The 23,963-nt window shown below is 64.6% G+C and carries 19 protein-coding genes; 10 read left to right on the forward strand and 9 right to left on the reverse strand.

Annotated elements, in window-relative coordinates; all coding sequences use genetic code 11:
* Positions 1–358: 358 nt before the first annotated feature.
* Together FFY45_RS13205 and FFY45_RS13210 are read right to left on the reverse strand one after the other, a co-directional pair.
* Positions 359–1,378: a hypothetical protein gene (locus FFY45_RS13205; protein ID WP_176340777.1), complete on the reverse strand. Its 1,020-nt coding sequence runs from the start codon at positions 1,376–1,378 to the stop codon at positions 359–361.
* A gap of 150 nt (positions 1,379–1,528) precedes the next feature.
* Positions 1,529–2,284: a DNA-formamidopyrimidine glycosylase family protein gene (locus FFY45_RS13210; RefSeq protein WP_176340778.1), complete on the reverse strand. Its 756-nt coding sequence runs from the start codon at positions 2,282–2,284 to the stop codon at positions 1,529–1,531.
* A gap of 106 nt (positions 2,285–2,390) precedes the next feature.
* On the opposite strand from FFY45_RS13210, the gene FFY45_RS13215 reads away from it, so the two are divergent.
* On the forward strand, positions 2,391–3,167 hold the full coding sequence (locus FFY45_RS13215) for a DUF72 domain-containing protein (protein WP_176340779.1): 777 nt from the start codon (positions 2,391–2,393) through the stop codon (positions 3,165–3,167).
* A gap of 446 nt (positions 3,168–3,613) precedes the next feature.
* Positions 3,614–5,287 carry an alpha,alpha-trehalase TreA gene (treA, locus tag FFY45_RS13220; protein WP_176340780.1) on the forward strand — a complete coding sequence of 558 codons (1,674 nt, stop codon included), beginning with the start codon at positions 3,614–3,616 and terminating at the stop codon, positions 5,285–5,287.
* A gap of 146 nt (positions 5,288–5,433) precedes the next feature.
* On the opposite strand, the gene FFY45_RS13225 is transcribed toward treA, so the two are convergent.
* Complete coding sequence (locus FFY45_RS13225) at positions 5,434–6,438, reverse strand: arabinan endo-1,5-alpha-L-arabinosidase (RefSeq protein WP_255171960.1); 1,005 nt, start codon at positions 6,436–6,438, stop codon at positions 5,434–5,436.
* Positions 6,439–6,686: 248 nt separating this feature from the next.
* Here FFY45_RS13225 and FFY45_RS13230 point away from each other — a divergent pair, with 248 nt between their 5' ends.
* Positions 6,687–7,382, forward strand: coding sequence for an AIM24 family protein (locus FFY45_RS13230; protein WP_176340781.1), 696 nt, complete (start codon positions 6,687–6,689; stop codon positions 7,380–7,382).
* A 271-nt stretch (positions 7,383–7,653) separates the two neighbouring features.
* On the opposite strand, the gene FFY45_RS13235 is transcribed toward FFY45_RS13230, so the two are convergent.
* Both FFY45_RS13235 and cycA read right to left on the reverse strand, forming a co-directional pair.
* Positions 7,654–8,565 carry a CorA family divalent cation transporter gene (locus FFY45_RS13235; protein WP_176340782.1) on the reverse strand — a complete coding sequence of 304 codons (912 nt, stop codon included), beginning with the start codon at positions 8,563–8,565 and terminating at the stop codon, positions 7,654–7,656.
* A 177-nt stretch (positions 8,566–8,742) separates the two neighbouring features.
* Positions 8,743–10,119, reverse strand: a complete 1,377-nt coding sequence (gene cycA, locus FFY45_RS13240; protein ID WP_176340783.1) for a D-serine/D-alanine/glycine transporter — start codon at positions 10,117–10,119, stop codon at positions 8,743–8,745.
* 380 nt (positions 10,120–10,499) lie between these two features.
* On the opposite strand from cycA, the gene FFY45_RS13245 reads away from it, so the two are divergent.
* Positions 10,500–12,272, forward strand: coding sequence for an expansin EXLX1 family cellulose-binding protein (locus FFY45_RS13245; RefSeq protein ID WP_176340784.1), 1,773 nt, complete (start codon positions 10,500–10,502; stop codon positions 12,270–12,272).
* Positions 12,273–12,316: 44 nt separating this feature from the next.
* Here the strand turns inward: FFY45_RS13245 and FFY45_RS13250 are convergent, their stop codons facing one another.
* Entirely contained in the window at positions 12,317–12,532 is a 216-nt protein-coding gene (locus FFY45_RS13250) for a hypothetical protein (protein ID WP_176340785.1), read from the reverse strand.
* A 173-nt stretch (positions 12,533–12,705) separates the two neighbouring features.
* Here FFY45_RS13250 and FFY45_RS13255 point away from each other — a divergent pair, with 173 nt between their 5' ends.
* Complete coding sequence (locus FFY45_RS13255) at positions 12,706–13,500, forward strand: transporter substrate-binding domain-containing protein (RefSeq protein WP_176340786.1); 795 nt, start codon at positions 12,706–12,708, stop codon at positions 13,498–13,500.
* 144 nt (positions 13,501–13,644) lie between these two features.
* Here FFY45_RS13255 and FFY45_RS13260 read toward each other — a convergent pair whose 3' ends face one another.
* The gene (locus FFY45_RS13260) at positions 13,645–14,520 is read right to left on the reverse strand and encodes a DMT family transporter (protein ID WP_023905229.1); all 876 of its coding nucleotides are present in this window, start codon (positions 14,518–14,520) and stop codon (positions 13,645–13,647) included.
* Positions 14,521–14,747: 227 nt separating this feature from the next.
* On the opposite strand from FFY45_RS13260, the gene FFY45_RS13265 reads away from it, so the two are divergent.
* Positions 14,748–15,599, forward strand: a complete 852-nt coding sequence (locus tag FFY45_RS13265) for a class I SAM-dependent methyltransferase (protein WP_343204104.1) — start codon at positions 14,748–14,750, stop codon at positions 15,597–15,599.
* A 124-nt stretch (positions 15,600–15,723) separates the two neighbouring features.
* Positions 15,724–16,275: a hypothetical protein gene (locus FFY45_RS13270; protein WP_176340787.1), complete on the forward strand. Its 552-nt coding sequence runs from the start codon at positions 15,724–15,726 to the stop codon at positions 16,273–16,275.
* Between the two features lie 207 nt (positions 16,276–16,482).
* Here the strand turns inward: FFY45_RS13270 and FFY45_RS13275 are convergent, their stop codons facing one another.
* Positions 16,483–16,749 carry a hypothetical protein gene (locus tag FFY45_RS13275; RefSeq protein WP_176340788.1) on the reverse strand — a complete coding sequence of 89 codons (267 nt, stop codon included), beginning with the start codon at positions 16,747–16,749 and terminating at the stop codon, positions 16,483–16,485.
* A 388-nt stretch (positions 16,750–17,137) separates the two neighbouring features.
* On the opposite strand from FFY45_RS13275, the gene FFY45_RS13280 reads away from it, so the two are divergent.
* Positions 17,138–17,683 (forward strand): hypothetical protein, encoded by a 546-nt coding sequence (locus FFY45_RS13280; protein WP_006452317.1) that lies wholly within the window; start codon positions 17,138–17,140, stop codon positions 17,681–17,683.
* A gap of 237 nt (positions 17,684–17,920) precedes the next feature.
* On the opposite strand, the gene FFY45_RS13285 is transcribed toward FFY45_RS13280, so the two are convergent.
* Positions 17,921–19,795, reverse strand: coding sequence for a GGDEF domain-containing protein (locus FFY45_RS13285; protein WP_176340789.1), 1,875 nt, complete (start codon positions 19,793–19,795; stop codon positions 17,921–17,923).
* Positions 19,796–20,177: 382 nt separating this feature from the next.
* On the opposite strand from FFY45_RS13285, the gene FFY45_RS13290 reads away from it, so the two are divergent.
* On the forward strand, positions 20,178–21,269 hold the full coding sequence (locus FFY45_RS13290; protein ID WP_176340790.1) for a DUF1615 family protein: 1,092 nt from the start codon (positions 20,178–20,180) through the stop codon (positions 21,267–21,269).
* Positions 21,270–21,444: 175 nt separating this feature from the next.
* Entirely contained in the window at positions 21,445–23,769 is a 2,325-nt protein-coding gene (locus FFY45_RS13295) for a S9 family peptidase (RefSeq protein WP_176340791.1), read from the forward strand.
* Positions 23,770–23,963: the final 194 nt, after the last annotated feature.

Below are 23,963 nucleotides of genomic sequence, written 5' to 3' on the forward strand. Positions count from 1 at the left end.
GAGATGGTCGGTATGCATAGTGAAAGCAATGCATGATGTGCGTTAGTCGGATAACGTTGCGTCCGAAAATCTTCTCATCGCAAGCCGAGCAACAGGCAGGTTTATATCCGGCAACCGACCAACTTCCTGGTGCGGTGTCCTCACCGATTGCAGGACCGTGTGGCGGCATGGATGCCGCCACCGAGCCTCCAGGGACGGATTCACGGCGTGTCCGGCAAGCGGTGCGGGCACCGCGAACTCGACCTGCTCATCCTCACGCATCAACGGTGCGCGTGTGGCCGACACGCTGCCGCCATCGATACAGCATCAAAGAGGTTCTGTCAGCCGCTCTTGGTCAGCTGCACACTAACCAACCCACTCACCCAGTCGCGCACTGCTTCAACTGGCGATCGGCATACCACAGCGCGCGGCGGGCCAGATCGTAGGCGCTGTCGGCCTGGCGCGGCAGCATTTGCGCGGCCATTACCGGGTCGGCACCGTTGTTCAAGGCGTGCTCGGCGCGCTCAAGATCGCCCAGATGCGTGCGCACCGGCGACAACAGGGTTTTGCGTTTTGACGCGTCGCAACGCGCACTGCGTTGCTCCAGCGCCGCCAGCGCCTCGCGGATGCGGCGGCTGGCTTCGCCCTTGAGATCGGGCGGTGTCTCGTGCGCGATCGGTGCGGCCTTGTAGGCATCGCCGGTCGCTTCGCTGCCCATCTCGGCCTGATTGCCGGCCAACGCGGGATTGAAGCGCACATCCGGCGGCGGTCGCGCCTTGGCCACCTGCGTCTGCGGCCCGTTGAGCATGTCGTTGAATTTTTTCATGCCGCGATTCATTTCCTGCATCGCCACATCGCCGAGCGTGCCGTCGCTCTTCCAGTCCTTGGCAAAGCGCGTGTCCTGGTATTGCACCGGGTTGACCCGTTCCATCACATTGCGCGCCTTGGTCTGCGCGCGCTCATCGCTCATGCCCGGCGGCACGGCGGCACCGTTTTGCGCCATCGGATCTATTTGCGCCGTTTGCGGCATGCGCAGACGGCCTTCGCGGGTATAGAGCTGGGCTGCCATCGATTCGTTGGCCGGCGCGTTGGCGGCGGCCACCTGGCGCTGCGGCGGTGGGGTACGCGTTGGTGGCGGCGCGCTGCGGGCGGCCGATGCCGATGCGGCGGCAGGCGCAGCGCGCGCTGTGCGCTCGCGTGGTTGCGGCGGCTCCATCGGTGCCGGCAGCGTCAATTGCGGGCGCGGCACGAAATACACCTGCAAACTGTCGTCGTGTCGCAGGGTTTCGCGCGGCGGCGGCATATACAGCAACAGACAGGCAAGAAAGAACAGCATGGCGCCCGTGCATGCGACTGCGGCGACATGCGGGACAAGCGTTTCCTTCCTGCGGGTAGTCACAATGCGGGAGACCGATGAGATGAGAGATTCGCACGCCACACCGTGAACCCGGTGCAGGACGCGCAAATCTAGCGGGCGCTGCGCCTGCGCGCGTTTGAAATTCGTTGTCTGGCCAGAGAGAGCCAGCCGCCATTCACGTTGAGCGCTGGGTCACACAGCCTCCTCGCCCCGGTAAAGCCGTTGGCAGACTTCGCAGAAAAACGCACGCCGCCCGGCCTTGCCCAGGTGCTTTCGATACTGCAGCGGGGCGCCATCGCGCGGGCAGCTGGTTTTGGTATGCACCTGGTAATTCTTTTTCAGCACGAAGGCCTTTTTCCAGGTGTAGAAATCGAAACTGTAGTCGCGCGCCTGGGTGACCAGCTCGCCAAGTTTGCGCGCCGGCAACGCGCCCACTGCGCTCTCCGGATGCACCCGGATGCGGTGCAGCACCTCGTTCTTGATGATGTTGCCGACGCCGGCAAAGATGCTCTGATCCAGCAATGCATCGGCGGCAAGCATGGATGGCGCGGCACGCAACTTGCGCCGCGCCTGTGCGCCATCCCAACGTGGATGCATGACATCCGCCGTCCAGTCGTACACATCGTCCAAGGGGCGATCGATAAACTGCACCGAGCAGGCGTAGAAGTTCAGCCGCTGGCCCTTGGAAAATTCCAGACGCAAACGCGGCACCGCATTGGGCTTGTCTTCGTCGATGCGATAACTGCCGAACAACAAAAAATGGATGCGCACGCTGAACTGCGCGCACTCGATCAAGAAGTGCTTGCCCCAGCTGCGTAATGCCAGCACTTTCTGTTGATCCAGGCGCGCGATGTCCTGCTTGCTGTTGCCGGAGACACGCAGGATCTTGCGACCGACAAAGGCCTCGGTTTGTTCGCGCAGGATGACAAGGGACGGGCCTTCTGGCATCCGCCCAGTATCGAAGTCGCGGGTGAGTCGGCCGTGATCACACTGCACACGCAATGCTGACGCGCGCGCATGCATAGAGTGCTGCCCGATCGCATCGCTCCCCGTCATGTCGTCTCGTTCGTCCATCGCCGTGCCGCGTGTGCGCTGTGGCTGTGCAGGCTGGTCGATTCCGGCCGCCGACCGCGCGGCGTTTGGCGACGGCGCCAGCGTATTGCAGCGCTACGCCACGCGTTTTGATGCGGTGGAAATCAACTCCTCGTTCCATCGCCCGCACCGTGCCGGCACTTATGCGCGCTGGGCCGACAGCGTGCCGGAGGATTTCCGTTTTTCGGTCAAGCTGCCGCGCAGCATCAGCCACGACGCGCGCCTGCATGCGGCCGGTCCGTTGCTGGATGCGTTTCTGGCCCAGGCCGGCGCGCTGGGCACGCGACTGGGCTGCCTGCTGCTGCAGTTGCCGCCCAGCGCCGCCTTCGATGCGCGCGTGGCAGCCAGCTTTTTCGCGATGCTGCGGCGGCGCTGGGACGGCGGCGCGGTGTGCGAGCCGCGCCACGCCAGCTGGTTTTTGCCGCAGGCACAGGCACTGCTGACACGCCACCACATCGCACGCTGCGCCGCAGACCCGGCGCCGGTTCCCGAAGCCGCCACACCAAGCCCTACCGCCGGGCCTTACTACTGGCGCTGGCATGGCGCACCGCGCATTTACTACAGCAGTTACGACAACAGCGCGCTGCAGGCATTGGCCGACGCGGTGCGTCATACCCCGCACGACGGCACGCATCTGCAGGCCGAACGCTGGGTGATCTTCGACAACACTGCCGCCGGGCTGGCAGTGCCCAACGCGCTGCAGCTGCAGCGTTTGCTGGAAACCGACCGCAAGCGCTAGACCGCGTTGATGGAGCATGTGAAACCACGTCCCATCTGCGGGCGGCGGCGCGTCCAACAAGACGCCCCATCAGCTGGATGAGCGAGATCGGTCGCCCAGGATTGCCATCCACCTACGCATGCAACGCTTTACAGCGGCCAACAAAACTACGGCGCGGCTGCCAGGCGGGCGCGGTTGGTGCTCGCAATCGCAGCTCAGCCCGCTACGGCTGGTGCGCATCTTGCAGTGAACGGGCTGACTACGCCGAACCGCACCTGCTCAAGCTGCCTCAATCCGCGCCGATAGGCCTGAATTGGCGCAACAACCTGCGACACCGCGCCGGATCACCTTGCTGAATCTTGTCGTCTCCGTGCGAAGCCTGTCGGCCTGCCGACACCATCGTCCGGTCCCGCCCGCCACTTCGGTCGTTTACCATGCCTTACGCCACTGCCCGTTCTGGAGATGCCATGAGTTCTGCCGCGCCCCCGTGCTGCACGTCGCTGCTTGGCCTGTCGCTGAGCATGTTCGTTGCGCCGTGCACGCTGACCGCCGCGCCGATGGACACTCCGGTCGTCAACGCCCCGGCGGCCACACCGCCCACACCCGACCTGGCCTACCCGGAACTGTTCCGGGCGGTGCAGCGCGGCGAGCTGTTCGACGACCAGAAGCATTTCGTCGACTTTCTGCCGCTGCGCGACCCGGCACTGATCAACGCCGACTATCTGGCGCAACACGATCACCCCGGCTTTGACCTGCGTAAGTTCGTGGACGCCAATTTCGAAGAGTCGCCGCCGGTGCAAACCGACGCGATCCGCCAGGACACCGCGCTGCGCGAACACATCGACGACCTGTGGCCCAAGCTGGTGCGCAGCCAGACCCACGTGCCGCCGTACAGCAGCTTGCTGGCGCTGCCGCATCCGTACGTGGTGCCCGGCGGGCGCTTCCGCGAGGTGTATTACTGGGATTCCTACTTCACCATGCTCGGCCTGGTGAAGAGCGGCGAGACCACGCTCAGCCGCCAGATGCTGGACAACTTCGCCTACCTGATCGACACCTACGGGCACATCCCCAACGGCAATCGCAGCTACTACCTGAGCCGCTCGCAGCCGCCGTTCTTCTCCTACATGGTGGAACTGCAGGCCGGCGTGGAAGGCGAGGCGGTCTACCAGCGCTACCTGCCGCAGCTGCAGAAGGAATACGCCTACTGGATGCAGGGCAGCGAGGATCTGCAGCCCGGCCAAGCCGCCCGCCACGTGGTGCGCCTGGCCGACGGCAGCCTGCTCAACCGCTATTGGGACGAGCGCGACACCCCGCGCCCGGAAGCCTGGCTGCACGACACCCGCACCGCCGCCGAAGCGAGCGACCGCCCGGCCGCCGAGGTCTACCGCGACCTGCGCGCCGGTGCCGAAAGCGGCTGGGACTACACCAGCCGCTGGCTGGCCGATGGCCAGAACCTGCGCACCATCCGCACCACCGCCATCATCCCGATCGATCTGAACAGCCTGCTGTATCACCTGGAGCGCACCCTGGCCCAGGCCTGCGCGCAGCCAGGTACCGAGTGCACGCAGGACTACGCCGCGCTGGCACTGCAACGCAAACAGGCCATCGATGCGCATCTGTGGAACAAGGCCGGCTATTACGCCGACTACGATTGGCAGACACGCAAGCTGAGCGACCAGGTCACTGCGGCGGCGCTGTATCCGCTGTTTGCCGGTCTGTCGTCGGACGACCATGCCAAGCGCACCGCCAGCAGCGTGCGTGCGCGTCTGCTGCGTCCCGGCGGCCTGGCCACCACCGCAGCGAAGACCGGCCAGCAATGGGACGAGCCCAATGGCTGGGCGCCGCTGCAATGGGTGGCGGTGGACGGCCTGCGCCGTTACGGCGAAGACGCGCTGGCACGCACCATCGGCGAGCGCTTTCTCACCCAGGTGCAGGCGCTGTTCGCGCGCGAACACAAGCTGGTCGAAAAATACGGCCTGGAAGCCGATGCAGCCGGCGGCGGCGGTGGCGAATACGCACTGCAGGACGGCTTCGGCTGGACCAACGGCGTCACCTTGATGCTGTTGAATCTATACCCGGACACAGCGACCAAGGCGGCGCCGGCCAAACGCGCGCGCAAGCCCGAAGCGGCGACACGCTGAGTGTGCAATCGTTGATCCCGGGCGTTGCTCGGCGTCGCTGGCGGCATCGCATTTCCGGCTGTCGGTAGCGCTGGCAGATCACTGCAACAAGCATCGCCTGATCGTTGCGTCATTGCAGAGCCCACCGCGCGCTGCAGTGATCGCTGCTACTGCACCACCGGCCACGCACTGCCGTCGTAACTCAGCCGGTTGATGCCAAGGCGCGCATCGCCGCGATCGTCGTAGTAGTGGTAGACCAGAATGTCGCCATCGCCATCGCGAAACACCGATTGCCCGCCCGGCCCATGCATGCTGCCCAACCCGGACTGGATCACCGTGCCGCCACCGTTGCGCATGTCCACACCAGCGCGATCCAGATACGGCCCTGTCACCGAGCGCGCACGCCCCACTGCGATCTTGTAGGTGCTGCTGGCGCCCTTGCAGCACGCATCGAACGACACGAACAGGTAGTACCAGCCATTGGCCTGCTGGATGAAAGGCGCCTCCACCGCGCCCGGATACGGCCGGCTCGCCAGACTGTAACGCGCCGTATTGCTGGACAGCTGCTTGCCGGTGCCCGGATCGAGCTGGATCAGCTTGATCCCCGACCAGAACGAACCGAACGCCAACCACCATTTGCCGCCGCCATCCACCACCAGATTGCCGTCGATGGCGTTGTAGTCGTCGCTGCTCTTTGACGTGTAGACGATGCCTTGATCCTTCCACGAGCCAGGCTTGCCGGAACTGCTGCTGGCAAACCCGATCGCCGAATTGTTCGTGGCGAATTTGGACGCGGTGTAATACATCAAGTATTTGCCGCCGTGGAAGGACACATCCGGCGCCCACACCTGATTGTCTGCGTTGTAATTGCGCACCCAACTCGGCGTGGTGCTGAAGATCGCACCCGCATTGCTGAATCTGGTCCGGTCGGTACTGGTGACCACACCCGTGGTGGCATAGATGTAGTAACGCCCATCGCCGAGCTTGAGCATCGAAGGATCGTGCACGATGGTGTCGCCGGTCACCACGCCCGGCCCCACTGCCGCTTGCGCGGGTGCGCCGTGCACGCCAATCACACTGGCGACGATGGCAAGCAGCGATACGATCGCGCCACCGCGCAGCGACATTCCAGACCAGCCCCCTGCTACTCGATTGCCACGAACAACGCGCATCGGCCAACTCCTTGAACAAACGTAAAGACGTTATCTGTAGGAGCAATCTAGCCCGGCAGCAGTGTCGTGAATCCGACGCTGATCTCAGAAGCATTGCGCAGGCCGAGCGGTTGTTTTATTTGCGACGCGCCTTCGTGCCGATCGGCGCGCCATCTCTGCAGACCCAAAGCGGCTCGCACATCAGCACGCTTCGAAGACACCGGCCTGCCGCGTATCATGCGCACTCTTTCACGCTCCGGGATGGACCCATGGCCGTACGCACGCTCAACGAATTTCTCGCCCATTCCAAGGAAAAGGACGTCAGCCCCGATCCGTTCGAACTGGAAAACCCGCACCTGCTGGAAGTGCGCCTCGACGGCATGGTGTGGTCCAAGGCCGGCGCCATGGTCGCGCGCACCGGCAACGTCAAGTTCACCCGCGAGGGTCTGCTGGAACAGGGCCTGGGCAACCTGCTGAAGAAGGCCGTCAGCGGCGAAGGCATGCAGCTGATGAAGGCCGAAGGCCAGGGCCGTGTGTATCTGGCCGACCTCGGCAAGCTGGTGACCTTGCTGCGTTTGAATGGCGAGGCGATCTTCGTCAACGGCAACGACGTGCTGGCGTTCGAATCCGGTGTCGAGCACAAGATCACCATGATGCGCAAGGTGGCCGGCATGCTGTCCGGCGGCCTGTTCAACGTGCGCCTGAGCGGCCACGGCATCGTGGCGATCACCTCGCACTACGAGCCGCTGACCCTGCCCGTCACCGCCGCCAGCGGCCCGGTGTTCACCGACCCGAATGCCACCGTAGCCTGGTCGGGCACGCTGACTCCGGAACTGGTGGCCGACGTGTCGATCGGCACCCTGTTCGGCCGGGGCTCCGGCGAAAGCCTGCAAATGCGTTTTGCCGGCGAAGGCTGGGTGGTGGTGCAGCCGTACGAAGAAGCCAGCTTCCAGGCCAAGGGCTGATCCAGGCCGCCCTGTAGGAGCGCCCCTGGGCGCGAGGGCCTTCCCGGTAACGCCGCATCGCGCCCAGGGGCGCTCCTACGGTTTTCCTGCATTCTGCCGCGAGCTGCACAGCTACCGAGCTGCCCTAGCTTGGCATTGCGTAGTCACGCAACTGTAGGCAACAGATGATTGCGCTGACGGCACCTCGTAGGAGCGCCCCTGGGCGCGAGGGCCTTACCGGTAACCCGCATCGCGCCCTGGTGCGCTCCTACGATTTTTCAGCTCTGATGCATTACACCCATCCGCGTTTGCGGAACCACACCAGCGGCACCACCATGCTCAGCACGATCACGCCCAGCGCCCAGAAATAGGCGTCGTGCCATTTGAGTTCGGGCATGTAGGCGAAATTCATGCCCCAGATGCCGACCAGCACCGTGGGCGGGATGCCGACCACCGACGCCACTGCCATCACCTTCATCACGTTGTTCTGGTCCATGTTGATCATGCCCAGCACGCTGTCGAGCAGGAACTCGATGCGGTCGTCCATGTGTTGCTGGAACTCGCTCAAGGTGGTCAGATCCTTGTGCAGCAATCCGATGCGTTTGGCCGCATCCTCGCCAAACCAGTCCGGTGCTTGGTCATCCAGATAGGTGACCAGGCGCAGCAGTCCCTGCCCGGCATTGTGCAGCCCGCCCAGGCGCCGGCCCATGCCGCCCACCTGATGCAGCATGCGTTCCAGATCCTTGGTCTTGTGCGGCTCGTCGAACACCTGCCGGGTGGTGTCGGTGACCTCGGCTTCCAGCGATTCCAGCCGGTCTGCCAGGCGGCCCACCAGCTGGTCGAACATGCGCAGCAACAAATCGTCGGCGCTGTGGCAGGGCTCGTGTTCAAGCCGCGCGGCCACCGCCTCCAGCGAGCCCAAGCGCTGCTCGCGCAAGGTGACCAACATGGTCGGCGACACCGCAAAGCCCAGCGGCGCGGTCGGGCCATCGTCGTCCTGAAAGCGCGGCACGTTGAGAAACAGCACCTCGCCCTGGCGCCGCACCCGGCTGCTGAATTCGATCTCGCCGATCGCCGCGCGATCCGGCAGCGCAAACCCCACCTTTTCTGCGGCCTGCGCCAGCTCCTGTGCGCTGGGTTGGCACAGGTCGACCCAGGAACCTTGCGTGTGCTGCGTTCCGGCAATCGGGTGTGTCGTGATCATGCGGCGGGCCGTGGCGATGGATGGCGGCGAGCATCCCGTTCCATCCGATCGGCGTCAACGTCGCGCGCAAAACGCGCTTAGCTGCCAGTGGCCTTTATCGCGGCGCCGTGCAGCCACAGACGCCAAAGCCCCGCAGTGCGGGGCCTTGGTGATGTCTTCGGTCGGTCTTGCGTGCGCTCAGCCTGTGCGCGTCTGCTTCCGCTTCACCGCATAGCCGATCGCCAGCAGCAGGAACCACACCGGGCTGGCCAGCAAAGCCTGGCGCGTGTCGGCCTGCAAGGTCAGCAGCACGATGACGAAGGCGAAAAACGCCAGGCACACGTAGCACATCAACACGCCACCGGGCATCTTGAACGCCGAGGCCGCGTGCTGCTCCGGGCGCTTGCGCCGATACGCGATATAGGCGCACAGGATCAGCGACCACACGAACATGAAGAGCACCGCCGACAGCGTGGTGACCAGCGTGAACGCGGTGACCAGGTTGGGAATCAGATACACGAGCATCGCGCCCAGCAACAGGCACACGCAGGAGAACAGCAGCCCGCGCGCCGGCACTGCTGCACGCGACAGCTTGGCGAAGCCCTTGGGCGCATGCTGCTCCTCGGCCAGGCCGTAGAGCATGCGGCTGGTGGAGAAGATGCCGCTATTGGCCGAGGAGGTGGCCGAGGTCAGCACCACGAAGTTGATCAAACTCGCCGCCGCCGGCACGCCGGCCAGCACGAACAACTCCACGAACGGGCTCTTGTCGGCCACCACCTGCCGCCACGGCGTCACCGCCATGATCGCGATCAGCGCCAGCACGTAGAAAATCAGGATGCGTACCGGGATCGAGTTGATCGCCTTGGGCAGATTGCGGCGCGGGTCTGCAGTCTCAGCCGCGGTAGTGCCGACCAGCTCGATGCCGACGAAGGCGAACACCGCGATCTGAAAACCGGCGAAGAACCCGCCAATGCCCATCGGGAACATGCCGCCGTCGTTCCACAGATTCGACAGCGAGGCCACATTGCCCGACGGCGAGCGGAAGCCCCACGCCACCAGCCCGGCGCCTGTGATGATCAACGCAGCGATGGCGACGATCTTGATCAACGCGAACCAAAATTCCATCTCGCCGAACAGTTTGACCGTCACCAGGTTCAAGCTCAGCAACAACAACACGCACGCGATGGCCGGAATCCACGGCGCCAATCCCGGAAACCAGAACTGCGCATACGCCGCAATCGCGATGACATCGGCGATGGCGGTAATGATCCAGCAGAACCAGTAGGTCCAGCCGCAGAAGAACCCTGCCCACGGCCCGAGCAGATCGGTGGAAAAGTCGATGAACGACTTGTACTCCAGGTTGGACAGCAGCAGCTCGCCCATCGCGCGCATCACGAAGAACAGCATCGCGCCGATGATGAGATAGACGAACAGGATCGACGGGCCAGCCAGACTGATGGTCTTGCCCGAGCCCATGAACAGCCCGGTGCCGATGGCGCCACCGATGGCGATCAGCTGCAGGTGACGATTGGAGAGACTGCGTTGCAGATGATCGGGCGCGGACGGGTCAGACATGGGCACGGCACCGGCAAGTGAACAAGCCGTCAAAAATACGAGATCGCGGCAGCGCGCACCAGCGGTTTGAACAGCAACGCCGGGTGGGCCGGCAAATACGCCGGCGCATGCCGAGCGGACAGCGCCATGCTGCGGTGCGCACAGTGCGGGTTGCGCGCCGCGTGTTGCGCCATGCAGCTAGGGCTGCGCGTTGGCAGGGCATTCACTGCCGCGACCAAGATGGCAAGCGTGCGGCATCTCGCACAAACAGCGATCCGCGTCCCAGCGCGCTCGTTGCGCTGGCTGCAGCACGCGCTCCTGCCCGCTTCCTTGACTGCGCGCACGGCCCGCACGTGGCGATTGCTGGTCTCCTGCGCGGGCCCAACCCTCAGGACACTCCCATGTACTCACGCTCCCATCTATTGCTGGCCATGACGTTGCTGGCTCCGGTCTCTGCATTGGCCGTGCAGGTCGATGCACACGGGCAACTGATCGACGCGCGCGGTCAGGCGCTGCAACTGCGCGGCGTGACCTGGCCGGGCTTCGATCGCGCTGCGCTGGTTGCAGCGGGTCTGCGCAACGGCACGCTGCAACAGACGCTGGATCAGATGCAGGCAGCCGATATCAATGCGCTGCGTGTGCCGATCTGCACGGCAACGCTGCAAGCCAAGCCCGTCGCTGCGGCCGATGTCGCAGGCGACCCCGCACTGCACGGCCTGACTTCGTTGCAGGTGCTCGATGCGGTCGTGCGCGCCAGCACCCAACGCGGCATGCAGGTCCTGCTGGCATTTGCCGATGGCAGGTGCGATGACTCCGCACCGCAACTGGGCACGCAGCAGCAAGCCTGGACGAACGGCTTGACCACGCTCGCCGCCCGCTACGGCACCACCACCGGTGTGATCGGCATTGATCTGGGCAGCAGCGGTTACCGCAATGCCACTTGGGCCGGAAACAGCGCAGACGCCGACTGGAATCGCATCGCCTCGCGCGCGGCAGCCACCGTCCTCAAACAGGCACCGCGCTGGGTGGTGGGCGTGGAAGGTGTCGGCAACAACGCGCTCTGCAGCGACTCCGCGCGCAAGGCGCCCGGCAGCAATCTGCAGCCGCTTGCCTGCGTGCCGCTGCGCATTCCGGCAAAGCAACTGGTGTTGATGCCCAAACTGGCGGGGCCGGATCGCGATGCGGCAGATGCCTTCGCAGCGGCCGACTTTCCACGCAGTCTGCCAGCGGGCTGGCAACGCGACTTCGGCACATTTGCCACAGACTATGCGGTACTGCCGGTGAGCATTGGCGGCGGCCTGGGCGATGGCGACCCGCGCGACCCCGCATGGCAACAGGCATTGAGCGGCTATCTGACAAACACCGGCATGCACAGTGCCTTTTTGGGCAGCTGGGAAATAGGCAATGCCAACAATGGCGGCCTGCTCGCCAGCGATGGCAGCCCGCGCAGCGACAAGCTACAGATCCTGCATCAAGCATGGGGATTGGCGACAGCTACATCTGCCAGCGCATCTGCAAAAAGCGCGAGTAAAGCCGACGCGAGCAAGGCGACCACCTGGAACAGCACCTTCAGCGGCACAGCGACCTATACCGGCTCCGGCTATTCCGGCGGTGCAGTCCTGCTGGATCCGATTCCCAGCAACGCCTTCATCACCGCACTCAACCCGACCCAGATGAACTTCGGTGGGGTCAAGGCCGCACTTGCCGGCGCGTACCTGGAAGTCACCGGCCCCAAGGGCAAGACCGTCGTCTATGTCACCGACCTGTATCCGGACGGCGCATCCGGCGGCCTGGACTTATCGCCGAATGCCTTTGCTGCAATCGGCGACATGGTGCAAGGGCGCATCCCGATCAGTTGGAAGATCGTGCGCGCACCCATCACCGGCAACGTGCAATACCGCATCAAGGAAGGCAGTTCGCGCTGGTGGGCCGCGATCCAGGTGCGTAACCACGCCTACCCGGTCGTGAAGTTCGAAGTGAAGCAAGGCAGCACCTGGAAAAGCTTGCAGAAGATGGACTACAACCACTTCCTGGGCGAACAACTGGGCAACCAGCCACTGTCCATCCGCATCACCGACATCCGCGGCAAGGCCATCCTCGATACCATTCCCGCGCTGCCCGAAGACGGCAACAAGCCGGTGTATTTCGAACCGGGCAACGTGCAGTTCCCCTGACGTGTTAATCAACTCGCAAAACGCTGCCCAGCAACCAACACTTACTAGCCCCCAGCAAGCCCACCGCCTACACGGCCCGGTAGTGCCTGATCGTCATCCTCTTCCAGATCGCCCACCTCCTCGCGCAAACCGCCTTGCTGCGGCGCCTGCTCTTCCAACGGAATTTCTTCCTCGTTGGTATCCGGATCGGGCGTGCCGTGCGCGGCAACGCCTGTGGTGAACTTGGTCATCGGGCGAGCAGTACGTGGATTGAGATGCATGGACGACTCCGTTGCGTTCAGTGGTGCATTAACGCTAGGCCGCGCAACGCTAGTGCACCGTGAGCCTGAGCATCGCCGCGCTGACACGCTGTTGACGTGCGTTCGCTGAAAACGCGCCGAAGCCAGCCGTGCAGCCTATGGTTATCATGATGACTCATCATCGAGGCCAAACCATGCGTTATCGCGCTCTGCTCGCATTCCTGCTGACCTGCGGCAGCGCGCAGGCTGCCGAGCCTGCCTCACGCCTGGATGCAGTGCTGCAATCCGGTGTGCTGCGCGTGTGCACCACCGGCGACTATCGTCCTTATTCGTTGCTGCGCGCAGACGGGCAATTCGAAGGCAGCGACATCGCGCTGGCACAGTCGCTTGGCGCCAGCCTGGGTGCACGCGTGCAATTCGTACGCACCAGCTGGCCGCAACTGATGCCCGATCTACTCGCCGATCGTTGCGACATTGCAGTCGGCGGCATCTCGGTAACCTTGCAGCGGCAACGCCAGGCCAGCTTCAGCACGGTGCTGGACGTGGACGGCAAGATCCCGCTGGTGCGCTGCGCCGATCAGACGCGTTACCGCAGCATCGCGCAACTCAATCGACCCGACGTGCGCGTGATCGAGCCGCCCGGCGGCACCAACGAAGCCTTCGCGCGGCGCGAATTGCCACATGCGACCCTGCGCCTGTTCGCCGACAACACCACCATCTTTCAGGAGCTGGTGGACCAGCGCGCCGACGTGATGATCACCGATGCCTCCGAGGCGCTGTACCAGCAGGCACGCCTGCCCGCGCTATGCGCCATCGCACCGGAGCAACCGTTGCAGTACGGCGAAAAAGCCTTCCTGCTGCCGCGCGACGACCAAGCATGGAAGGCCTATGTCGACCAATGGCTGCACCTGAGCAAGGCCAGCGGCGAGTACGCGCGCATCGTCGAAACCTGGCGCGCACCGCGCCCGGAATCCACTACGTCACCGTAACGCTCAGCTGGGAATAGGGAATAGGGAATAGGGAATAGGGAATAGGGAATCGCAACAGCATCACGCGCATCGCGACATGTCGAAACAGCGCCCTTCCGATTCCCCATTCCCGACTCCCCATTCCCGCGGCGCACCGCGCCGACCTCAAACAATCTTGGTCCGTCGCCACCAACGCGACACCTGTTCTTCGCGTACCAGCGTGAACAAACCGGCGCCCAGAATCAACGCGATGCCCACCGCCATCGGCCAATCCAGATGGTCGTGAAACAGCAGATAGCCGAACGCGATCGCCCACAACATCTGGCTGTATTGCGTGGGCGCCACCACGCTCACCGGTGCCATGCGCGTGGCGTACATCAGGCAAATCGCCGCCAGACCGGCGAGCAAGCCGTAGCCTGCCAACAAGTACCACTGGTACAGCGTGGGCCAGACGAAGGTCGGCAACATCATGATCCCGCCCATCACCAACGGGCCGATCACGCCGGCGCCATAGAGCGTCAAACGCTTCTCGCTATGGCCGGCCATGCGCAAGGTGATCACCGAGATCGCACCCACCAGGCCACAGACGATCGCCGCCACATGCCCGTGGGTGAGATGCCGAAAGCCGGGACGCAACACGATCAACACGCCGATGAAGCCCACGATCACCGCCGACCAACGCCGCCAATGCACTTCTTCCTTGAGGAACACCACCGACAGCACGGTCACGAAAATCGGCATCAAGAAGATCAGCGCAAAGGCCTCGGCCATCGGCAAGGTGGTAAAGGCGATCACCGAGGTCAGATTGCCGATCGCGCCGGTAAGCGCGCGCAGCAGCCACAGACTGGGCTGCTTGGCCATCACCAGCTCGCGCAGGCGGTCGTCGGGCTTCTTCAGGAACGGCACCGCCACCAGCATCAGCAACGCGCCGAGAAACAGCACTTCGTAGACCGGCAACGTGCCTTCGAGCAGCTTCACGAACGCATCGCTGATCGAATAGGCCGCATAGCAGGCGAACCCCAACAACACACCCTTCAGCATTGCCCACACTCCACGGTTGGCGCCGATCCGACGCGGTGTCGGTGCGGGCAGTGCACAGTATGCGGTGCGCCATGCGTTGGAGGAATCGTTGCGCGCAGCCGCTGTTTGCGCACTCCTGGGTTACTTGCAGGCAACAGGATGCCGGCACGCTATGGGTCGGTTACGATGCCGATTCCTTCCTTGACACCGGCGCGCGCGCTACGCGTCCGAATCCAGACCTGTCACCCGTGCCCCATTACTCCGGCCCACTACTCATTCTCTCTGACGCCCAAGCCCTGCTTGCCGCGCGCGGAAATGGTCTGACTCAATGGACCGGGTCGCTGGACCTGGGCCGCAGTACCGGCACTGCGCAGCTGGATGCGCAGACCTGGCAGTGGCGCGGCAGGGGCTACCCGTATCCGGGCAAGCTCAAAGAGCGCACGCTGTACTTCTGGGACGGCGACGACTTTGCGCCGATCTCGCGTTTCAACGGTGCGTTGATCAAGCTGGTGCCGACCGAATGGGGCGCGCCCACCTTTGAGATCGACGGCATCAAGATGCTGCCGTCGGCGCAGTTGTCGCCGTTCGACGATGCGCGCCGCAAGGTGGCACTGGTGGATCCGCGCGGCAAGGTCGTGCTGGATACCTGTGGTGGCCTGGGCTATTTCGCCGCCTGCTGCCTGGAGGCCAACGTGGCGCAACTGCACTCGTTCGAAAAGAACGCCGACGTGCTGTGGCTGCGCACCCTCAATCCGTGGTCGCCGGATCCGGACGACGACGCCAGCGGTGGACGTCTGCAGCTGACGCACGCCGATATCTCGCAGCACGTCGCCACGCTCGCAGACGGTTCGGTCGACGCCATCCTGCACGACCCGCCGCGCTTCGGCATTGCCGGCGAGCTGTATTCGCAGGTGTTCTACGACCAGCTGGCGCGCGTGCTGCGCCGCGGCGGGCGCATGTTCCATTACACCGGCGCGCCAAACAAATTCACCAGCGGGCGCGATGTTCCCAACGAAGTGAGCAAGCGCCTGAGCAAGGCTGGTTTCAGCACGCAACTCGCCTTGGATGGTGTGCTGGCGACGTTGCCTGCGCGGCGCTGAGTGTCGTCTGCGCGATCAGGTACAACCGCCCCGACCATCATCGAGACACCTCAACACGTGGGCCATGCAGACAGCGATAGCGGATGAATCTGCGATACTGCACCGCCCTCGACAAGGATGTTGCATGCGCCTCCATCTCACTGCTTTATGGTTGGCCCCACTCGTGCTGATGCTGTGCACGCCAGCAGGCGCACAGACGCAATCGCAGGCACAGACACCGCCCGCGCAGCCCATGTCTGAAGTCACGCTCTCCAACCCTGTCACCACCGCCACACTGGCCGGGCGCACGATTCGCTTGGGCGAGCACGCTGGAAAATGCGCAGTGCTGCGCGACGATGAAGTGTTTCCGCTGGGCATCGGTGCGCCGTGCTATTTCAGCATCGCGCGCGACCGCAGCGCACAGGTGCACCACTTCCAAGGCAGCGACATTGTGCTGGTGCAGCATGCCCATCAAACGGCAAGCCCGGACTGGGACATCAAACTCTACGGGGCGATCTGCGCCTTCGAATCGCAATCCGTGCGCGAGGTCGACGATGTGCTGGAAGCCGGCATCGTCGCCAGCTCCTGGCATTGCGACCCGACACGCGGTGCCGACCAGAAAGAGTTCGTCTACAGCTACGACACCTGGCCGAAGCGCAACGCAGCCAAACCTTCGCGCAAGCGTGGGATACCGTGAAGTCTGTTCAAGAGTCGCGCACAAAACTGCCAGGTGTGTGCAGCCGCTGATCTGCGGCCTGGCTGCAAGGCCCTTGCCCGCCCACCATCGCGGGACACGCTGCAAGTACATCCCTGTAAGCTCTTACGCGGCATCCATGCCGCGTAAGGTCCCGCGACGGTGGGCGGGCAAGGACCACTCAAGATGGTCGGTGGGCGTGGCCTGCCATCAGCGTCTGCCGCGCCGCATGGCATCGGCACGATCGCGCCGGTAATCCTTCCATGCGAGATACGCAAACACACCCACCATCGCCAACAGGGCAGTGGTCAACAGGCCATCCCAGCCGATCGAGATCCAGTAGCGCTGCGGGTCGGTGTCGGCATAAAACGTCCTGGCCGGCCGACCACGAACGACGCTGACATAGCGCCCGCTGATTACCGCCTGCAGCAACAACCATAGCCGCCCGCAACAGGCCGCCGCGATCACGAGGACCACCAGGCGTCGACGATGCGGGAATTGGCAGGCGCCGGCGTCGGTGGTGGTGGTGATTTGGGACGTTTTTTCAAGCAGGCCTCTCTGCAATCGTGCGACGCAGTTTACCGCTGGCACTTTGCATCGGCGCCTGTCGGCGTGATCGCGCGCAGACAAAAGGCGTTCTTGTACTGCAACGCCGCGCTATGCGCATGCACATGCAGCGTGGTCGCAGCCGCTATAATCGCCGCGCAGCGCACTCGATCGAGTGACATGGAACGCTCCACGCTGCATTCGTCTCAAGGAAGATGGCCGGCAGCACTGCCACGCGGATTGTCTGGACGCTTCCTTGGATTTTTTGCTGTGACGCCATGCAACGGCGACAACAGTCTTCCCTCAAGGATCTTTCGCTTTGAAGACGTTCACCACACTCCTGCTTGTCTCTCTCAGTCTGCTGCTTGCTGCCTGCGGCGGCGGCACCACTACCGGCGCTTCCAAGCTCTCCTCCAGCGAGTACCTGTTGCACAACATCTCGGTCTGGAATGGCGCGGTGACCATCATCGACCCGTGGGTGTCCGGCGATCGCGGGCAGAGCCTGGTGAACGATGCCATCGCGCACAAGCCGCTGGACAGCTACAAGACCGCGCTGGGCAGCCAACGCAAGGCCCTGGCCGCCAATGCGCAGGCCAATGCCGCCGTTGCCTCGGGTGTGCCGGACAACGCCAAGGACCTGGACGGCAAGTTGTCGGCCTACCTCAAGAGCGCCGACGCAATGATGGCCGCACTGGAGCGCTTTGCCGCACTGCCCAACGGCTACACCAACACCGAGCTGGCACCGTTGGCCAAGGACCTGGAAACCGTGTCGGCCCAGCTCAATGTCGATATCGAAGCCCTGAATACCGCGCAGCGCGCATATTCCAAGGAGCACAAGGTGCCGATGCAGGAAGTCAGCCAGTAAGCACGACGGTCTCGTCGGTGGCGCCTTGCGGACCGCGATACGTGGTCCGCAAGGCGCGATCGAGCCTTCTCGCTTCGCTTGACTCCACTGGTCACCTCACACGCAGGTTCACAACGCACTGCGATGAAAAACGTCATGTGGTTTAGAGCGGCATCGTTGCTCGATGCTGCAGCGCGACTGCAGACCCCAGCGATTTAAAAAGCGCGATTCGCAAATACGCGATCGACGCACGCACGCTCAGCACACCGCCCATTGATCGCGCCCGGCAGTCTTGGCTGCATACAACGCAAGATCGGCCTGGCTCAGCAGCACGTCCAGCCCGGTGGCGGCGGTGACACTGACCGCGCCCATGCAGAACCGCACCGGCTGGTCTGCCGGCAGGCCGGGAATCTGGATGGCGGCCACGGCGCTGCGCAGGCGCGCGAACACCGCAGGAATTTCTTCCGCGTTGCAGCCCGGCAATACCAGCAGGAATTCTTCGCCGCCCAGGCGGCCCAGGCGATCCTGCGTGCGCAAGGCCAGCTTCGAGGCGCTGGCGAGCGCCTTGAGCACCGCATCGCCGGTGGCGTGGCCGTGTACATCGTTGATCAACTTGAAGTGATCCAGATCGATCAACGCCAGCATGCATGGGATCTGCGAGCGCAACGCTTGCTCGATCTGCTGTTGCGCTTCAGAGCGAATGGCGCGGCGATTGGGCAGGCCGGTGAGTTCGTCGCGCATCGCCAGCCGCGACAGCTGACGGCGATGGCGCGCACCGAAGGCCAGCACCACCAAGGCGCCCAGCAACAGCAGGCAGGCCGCACATAGCGCGATCCATAGCGTGCGTTGGCCCGCTTCGCGCGCCTGCAAGGCCAGTTGCGCAGTCTCGCTGCGGCGACGCAGCTCGGCGGTTTCGGCGCCACGGCGCGCATCTTCGTAGCGCGCCTGCAAGCGCAGCATCACGGTGTCGCGTTGGCGGTCCAGGCTTTGTGCGCGCAGCGTGTTGGCGCGCTGTAGTTCCTGGTACGCCTCGGCATGGCGGCCTTCCGCTGCCAGCGCCTGGGCAATGGCATCGAGCAGTTGTGCACGTCGGCTCAAGGTCAGGTTCGGGTCGTCAGCCGCCCTGGCCGCGACGATCTCGGCCCCCAGACTGTCTGCCTTCAACACCGTCAATGCCTGCAGCAACACCGCATGACACGCCGCGATACGGCCAACGTTGCCTTGTTTCTGCATCAGCGGCAGCGCCTCGCGCGCCATCGCCAGTGCCGCATTCGCATCGCCGGTTTCGCTCAGGGCTTCGCTGGCGCTGGTCAGTGCTGCGGCCACGCCGGCCTGATCGCCGAGCTCGCGGCTGAGCGCCAACGCGCGTTTGAAATGCAGCAAGGCGGCCTCGGGTTGCTGCCCGGCCAGCGACGTGCCGTACTCGTATTCGATCAGGCTGCGCTGGAAGCGTGCCGGCTGGCCGTACAGGCGCGTCAGGGCATGCTGCAGATAATCTTCGGCTTCGCTGTCTTCTGCCATGCGCCCGCCGACACGGCTGGCCAGCGACCCCAGCTGAGTCAACGCGTCCAGCTCCAGGCTCAAGGTGTGCTCGCGCACCGCACACTGGTAGCTGGCCTGCGCCGCCTTCCATGCCTCATCGCTGCTGCTGGAGGCCAGCATGCTCCACATGTCGACCGCTTCCACTTCGCACAGCAGATCGTTGCGACCCAGTGCCCGCGCCCGCTGACGCAGGTCTTCCAGCCGCGTCACCATGCCGCGGTTGGGATTCTCGCGCACATCGCTCAGTGCCTGCACGGTATCCAGCCACAGCTGCGCCTGCGCGGCGTTGCCATGCAATTGCTCCAACACGGTGCGTGCCTGGCTGAGCACCAGCTGGCGATGATCGTTGTCTTCCAGCGAGATCAGGATGCGCGCCTGGGCCAGCAAGGCCCAGAATTGCGCGTCGGCGTCGCCATTGCTGCGCGCCTGCTGCAAAAAGGTCTGTGCGGTCTGCAACGCGGCCTTGGGGTCGTCGATGGCGGCCGATTCGATCGCCTTCCACGGCTGCGGCTGCGCCCACACCACCGCGCTGCTCAGCAGTAATGCGATCCCCGCGAAGACCCGTTGCCAGCGTGCCGCAAGAAGGCTCATCGGCGACTCATGACGGCGACAAGGCACAACGCGCCGGGACCGTGACCACGGCGACACCTCCGACCCGAACCGGGCTTGCTGGTTGCTGCGGCATTTCAGGCACTCCCATGGGTGGACAGCGGTGGAATTGGGCAAGGTCGGCGTCTGCTTGAACGCGACATCGATGCAGCAATTTCTGCAATGATGACCGGCAGGCATGCCAGGCACCGTGATCGCGACGTTCCTGATCGAGCTCGTTATCGGCCTGATCGCACCTGGCTTGAATCGGAGCGACCGACGCAGCGAGCTGCCGGCATCCCTTGTGTGCCGGTGTGTGCTGGTCCCCGTCCGGCAGCGACGTAAACTGCCGCACGGCAGCCGCCGCCTGAGATCTGGAGACGCCGTGACATCCCGCTTGCCCCGCCTGCTCATGCTGCTTGCCGTCGCCTTGCTGTCGGCCTGCGCCACCCAGGCCCCGCGTGCGCCGCAGCGCTCTCCGGATGCGGTCAAGGCCGACATCGCCCGGCGCCTGCCGGCCACCCTCACCGATCGTGCCGGCTGGGCCAACGATGTGTACGTGGCGTTGTCCTCGCAGGGGCTGGACACCAGCCCCGAGCACATTTGCGCGGTGCTGGCGGTGACCGAGCAGGAGTCGACCTATCAGGCCAATCCCGTCGTTCCCAATCTGGGCAAGATTTCGCGCGCAGAGATCGACCGCCGCGCCAGTGCGCACCACATTCCCGGCTTCATGGTCGACGCCGCCCTGCGCATCGACTCCCCCGATGGCCGCAGCTATGCCACGCGCATTGCGAGCGCGCGCACCGAGCAGGAGTTGAGCAAGATCTTCGAGGACTTCACCGGCAGCGTGCCGTTGGGCGCGCGCCTGTTCGACGGGCTCAATCCGGTGCACACCGCCGGGCCGATGCAGGTGAGCATCGCGTTTGCCGAGCAGCATGCCGAGCGCTATCCGTATCCACCGGGCGACTCGATGCGCCATGAAGTCTTCAGCCGTCGCGGCGGGCTGTGGTTCGGCACCAGACATCTGCTCGGGTATCCGGCCAGTTACGACGCACTGCTGTACCGCTTCGCCGACTTCAACGCCGGTTGGTACGCCAGCCGCAATGCCGCCTTCCAGGCCGCGCTGAGCAAGGCCAGCGGCATCGCGCTCGCGCTGGACGGCGACCTGCTCACACCCGGCGCCAGCCTGGAAGCACCGGGCGGCACCGAACGCGCCGCACGCACCCTGGGCAGCCAGCTGGCGATGAGCGACCGGCAACTCCGCCGGGCACTGGAAGCCGGCGATACGGCCGATTTCGAGGACACCGATCTGTATCGCCAGGTGTTCGCGCTGGCCGAGCGCAGCACCGGCAAACCGTTGCCGCGCGCCGTATTGCCGGGTATCACCCTGGAAAGCCCGAAGATCACCCGCACGCTCACCACCGCCTGGTTCGCGCAGCGGGTGAACGAGCGTTGGAAGTGCTGCATGGGCAAGTAGCCACACGCCCGCGCGCGCGGCACACCCGGGATGTCGGCGCACGTTGCGCCTGTCGCAACGGCTTGGTCTACGGCCATGGCACGACCTATGGCAGAGGCACACGCACCGCCGGCCCAGGTAGCATCAGGGGGCTGCGTCGACCGCATCGACGCGCGCCCCTTCCGACGAGGTCCACATGCTCACACCGTTGCCGATGCGCCACCTGCTCACCGCCCTGGCGATCGCCGCGCTGCCCGCGCTGGCCAGCGCACAGGTCCCCAGCGTGACCGAGGCCGACTACGCCCGCGCCGAGCGCCTCACCAGCTATCTGGCGCAACCGCTGGTCGATCACCAAGCCACGCGCATCGACTGGCTGGACGCCACCCATGTGGTCTATGTCGATCACGATGCCACCGGCAACCGGCTGCTGCAGCTGGATACCGCCACCGGCAGGACCGCGCCGCTGTTCAAGCAGTCCGCGCTGGTCGGCTCGCTCAATACGCTGCTGAAGACCGGCGACAAACCGCTCAAGGCCGACACGTTCGCACCGGTGGTCAAGCGCACCGCCGATGGCCGCTACCGCCTCAACGTCCGCGATACCGCCGTGGTCTGCGACACGCGTGCGCGCTGCAGCAAGCTCTATGCGAAGGACAAGGCAGAGCCGGGCGTGCCGTCGCCGGACAAGCGCAGCGAAGCCTTCATCCGCAACTGGAACCTGTGGGTACGCGATCTGGTCAGCGGCCAGGAAACCCAGCTCACCCGCGACGGCGTGGAAAACTTCGGCTACGCCACCGACAACGCCGGCTGGCAGCACAGCGACAACGCAATCGTTGCCTGGTCGCCGGACTCGCGCAAGATCGCCACCTTCCAGCAGGACCAGCGCAAGACCGGCGACATGTATCTGGTCAGCACCAAGCTCGGGCATCCGGAGCTGCAGTCGTGGAAATACCCGCTTGCCGGCGACAAGGACGTGACCATGATCGAGCGCGTGGTCATCGACGTGCCCACGCGCAGCGTGCTGCGGCTGAAACTGCCGCCGGATCAGCACCGCTCCACCCTGTGCGACGATGTGAGCTGCTCGCCTGGCCTGTGGGACGATGTGAAGTGGGCGCCGGACGGCAAGACGCTGGCCTTCGCCTCCACCTCGCGCTTCCACAAGCAGACCTGGTTGCGCATCGCCGATGTCGCCACTGGCGAGGTGCGCACCGCCTTCGACGAAACCGCCAAGACCTATTACGAAAGCGGCCAGGTCGCCGCCAACTGGGCGTACCTGCCTGGCAGCAACGAGGCGGTGTGGTTCTCCGAACGCAGCGATTGGGGCCAGCTGTATCTCTACGATCTGGGCACCGGCAAACCCAAGCGCGCGATCACCACCGGCGAAGGCAACGTCACCGAGTTGTTGCGCGTGGACCCGGTGACGCGCACCGCGTGGTTCGTCGGTGTGGGCCGCACGCCCGGTGTGGACCCGTACTACCAGCAGCTGTGGAAGGTGAGCCTGGACGGCGGTGAGCCGGTGCTGCTCACACCCGAAGTGGCCGATCACCACATTGCGCTCTCGCCCGATGGCGCGCGCTTTGTCGATACCTATTCCACCTCAGTCACCCCGCCAATCACGCTGTTGCGCGATGCCGGCGAGGGACGCACCGTCAGCACGATTGCCACTGCCGACATCAGCCGCCTCAAGGCCGCCGGCTGGGTCCCGCCGGAACCGATCACGGTCAAGGCGCGCGATGGCAAGACCACGTTGTACGGGCTGATGTTCAAGCCCAGCAACTTCGACCCGGCGCGCAAATACCCGGTGATCGATTACATCTATCCCGGCCCGCAGACCGGATCGGTGCGTGGCCGCAGTTTCCTTGCCGGCCACGGCGACAATCAATCGTTGGCGGAGCTGGGCTTCATCGTGATCGCCATCGACGGCATGGGCACGCCATGGCGTAGCAAGACCTTCCACGACACCTGGTACGCCAACATGGGCGACAACACGCTGCCCGACCAAGTCGCCGCGATCAAAGAACTCGGCCAGCGCTATACCTGGTTCGATACCAGCCGCATCGGCATCTGGGGCCACTCCGGCGGCGGCAACGCCTCCACCGCCGCGATGCTGCGCTATCCCGATCTGTTCAAGGTGGCCTGGTCGGAAAGCGGCAACCACGACAACCGCGGCTACGAAGACGACTGGGCCGAGAAGTATCACGGCGAACACATCGTCAACAAGGATGGCACGTCCAACTACGACGACCAGGCCAACGCCGGCCGCGCCGGCAACCTCAAGGGCCGGCTGATGCTGGTGCACGGCACCCTGGACGACAACGTGCCGCCGTATCTCACCTTGCTGGTGGCCGATGCGCTGATCAAGGCCAACAAGAACTTCGACATGCTGATGCTGCCCAACGCCAAACATGGCTATGGCGATCTCACCCCGTATGTCACACGCCGCCGCTGGGATTATTTCGTGCAGTACCTGCTCGGCGCCACGCCGCCGGCGGAGTATCAGATGAAGCCGATGCCCAAGAACTGAGCGGCGCACAGGCAGCACGGTCGCCGACGCCGCACCAGGCGCCGGCGACCTGCGCACGCTGACGCAGGCACCCTGTCGTGTAGGAGCGGCCCTGGCCGCGATGCCTTACCGATAAATACGCAAGGCATATCAGGCGACATTGCCAACCAGGCACAGCGTTGTCCGGCGCCTGAACATCCCGCGCCACCACTACG

It is taken from the genome of Xanthomonas hortorum (assembly GCF_011305375.1).
GTDB classification, from domain to species: Bacteria; Pseudomonadota; Gammaproteobacteria; order Xanthomonadales; family Xanthomonadaceae; genus Xanthomonas; species Xanthomonas hortorum_E.

Bases quoted from the DNA above. Each gene is read 5' to 3' on its own strand.
- FFY45_RS13245 (WP_176340784.1), top strand. From the start codon at position 10,500: ATGTACTCACGCTCCCATCTATTGCTGGCCATGACGTTGCTGGCTCCG.
- treA (WP_176340780.1), top strand. From the start codon at position 3,614: ATGAGTTCTGCCGCGCCCCCGTGCTGCACGTCGCTGCTTGGCCTGTCG.
- FFY45_RS13295 (WP_176340791.1), top strand. From the start codon at position 21,445: ATGCTCACACCGTTGCCGATGCGCCACCTGCTCACCGCCCTGGCGATC.
- FFY45_RS13270 (WP_176340787.1), top strand. From the start codon at position 15,724: ATGCGCCTCCATCTCACTGCTTTATGGTTGGCCCCACTCGTGCTGATG.
- FFY45_RS13255 (WP_176340786.1), top strand. From the start codon at position 12,706: ATGCGTTATCGCGCTCTGCTCGCATTCCTGCTGACCTGCGGCAGCGCG.
- FFY45_RS13230 (WP_176340781.1), top strand. From the start codon at position 6,687: ATGGCCGTACGCACGCTCAACGAATTTCTCGCCCATTCCAAGGAAAAG.
- FFY45_RS13210 (WP_176340778.1), bottom strand. From the start codon at position 2,284: ATGCCAGAAGGCCCGTCCCTTGTCATCCTGCGCGAACAAACCGAGGCC.
- FFY45_RS13260 (WP_023905229.1), bottom strand. From the start codon at position 14,520: ATGCTGAAGGGTGTGTTGTTGGGGTTCGCCTGCTATGCGGCCTATTCG.
- cycA (WP_176340783.1), bottom strand. From the start codon at position 10,119: ATGTCTGACCCGTCCGCGCCCGATCATCTGCAACGCAGTCTCTCCAAT.
- FFY45_RS13225 (WP_255171960.1), bottom strand. From the start codon at position 6,438: ATGCGCGTTGTTCGTGGCAATCGAGTAGCAGGGGGCTGGTCTGGAATG.
- FFY45_RS13215 (WP_176340779.1), top strand. From the start codon at position 2,391: ATGTCGTCTCGTTCGTCCATCGCCGTGCCGCGTGTGCGCTGTGGCTGT.
- FFY45_RS13285 (WP_176340789.1), bottom strand. From the start codon at position 19,795: ATGAGCCTTCTTGCGGCACGCTGGCAACGGGTCTTCGCGGGGATCGCA.
- FFY45_RS13250 (WP_176340785.1), bottom strand. From the start codon at position 12,532: ATGCATCTCAATCCACGTACTGCTCGCCCGATGACCAAGTTCACCACA.
- FFY45_RS13235 (WP_176340782.1), bottom strand. From the start codon at position 8,565: ATGATCACGACACACCCGATTGCCGGAACGCAGCACACGCAAGGTTCC.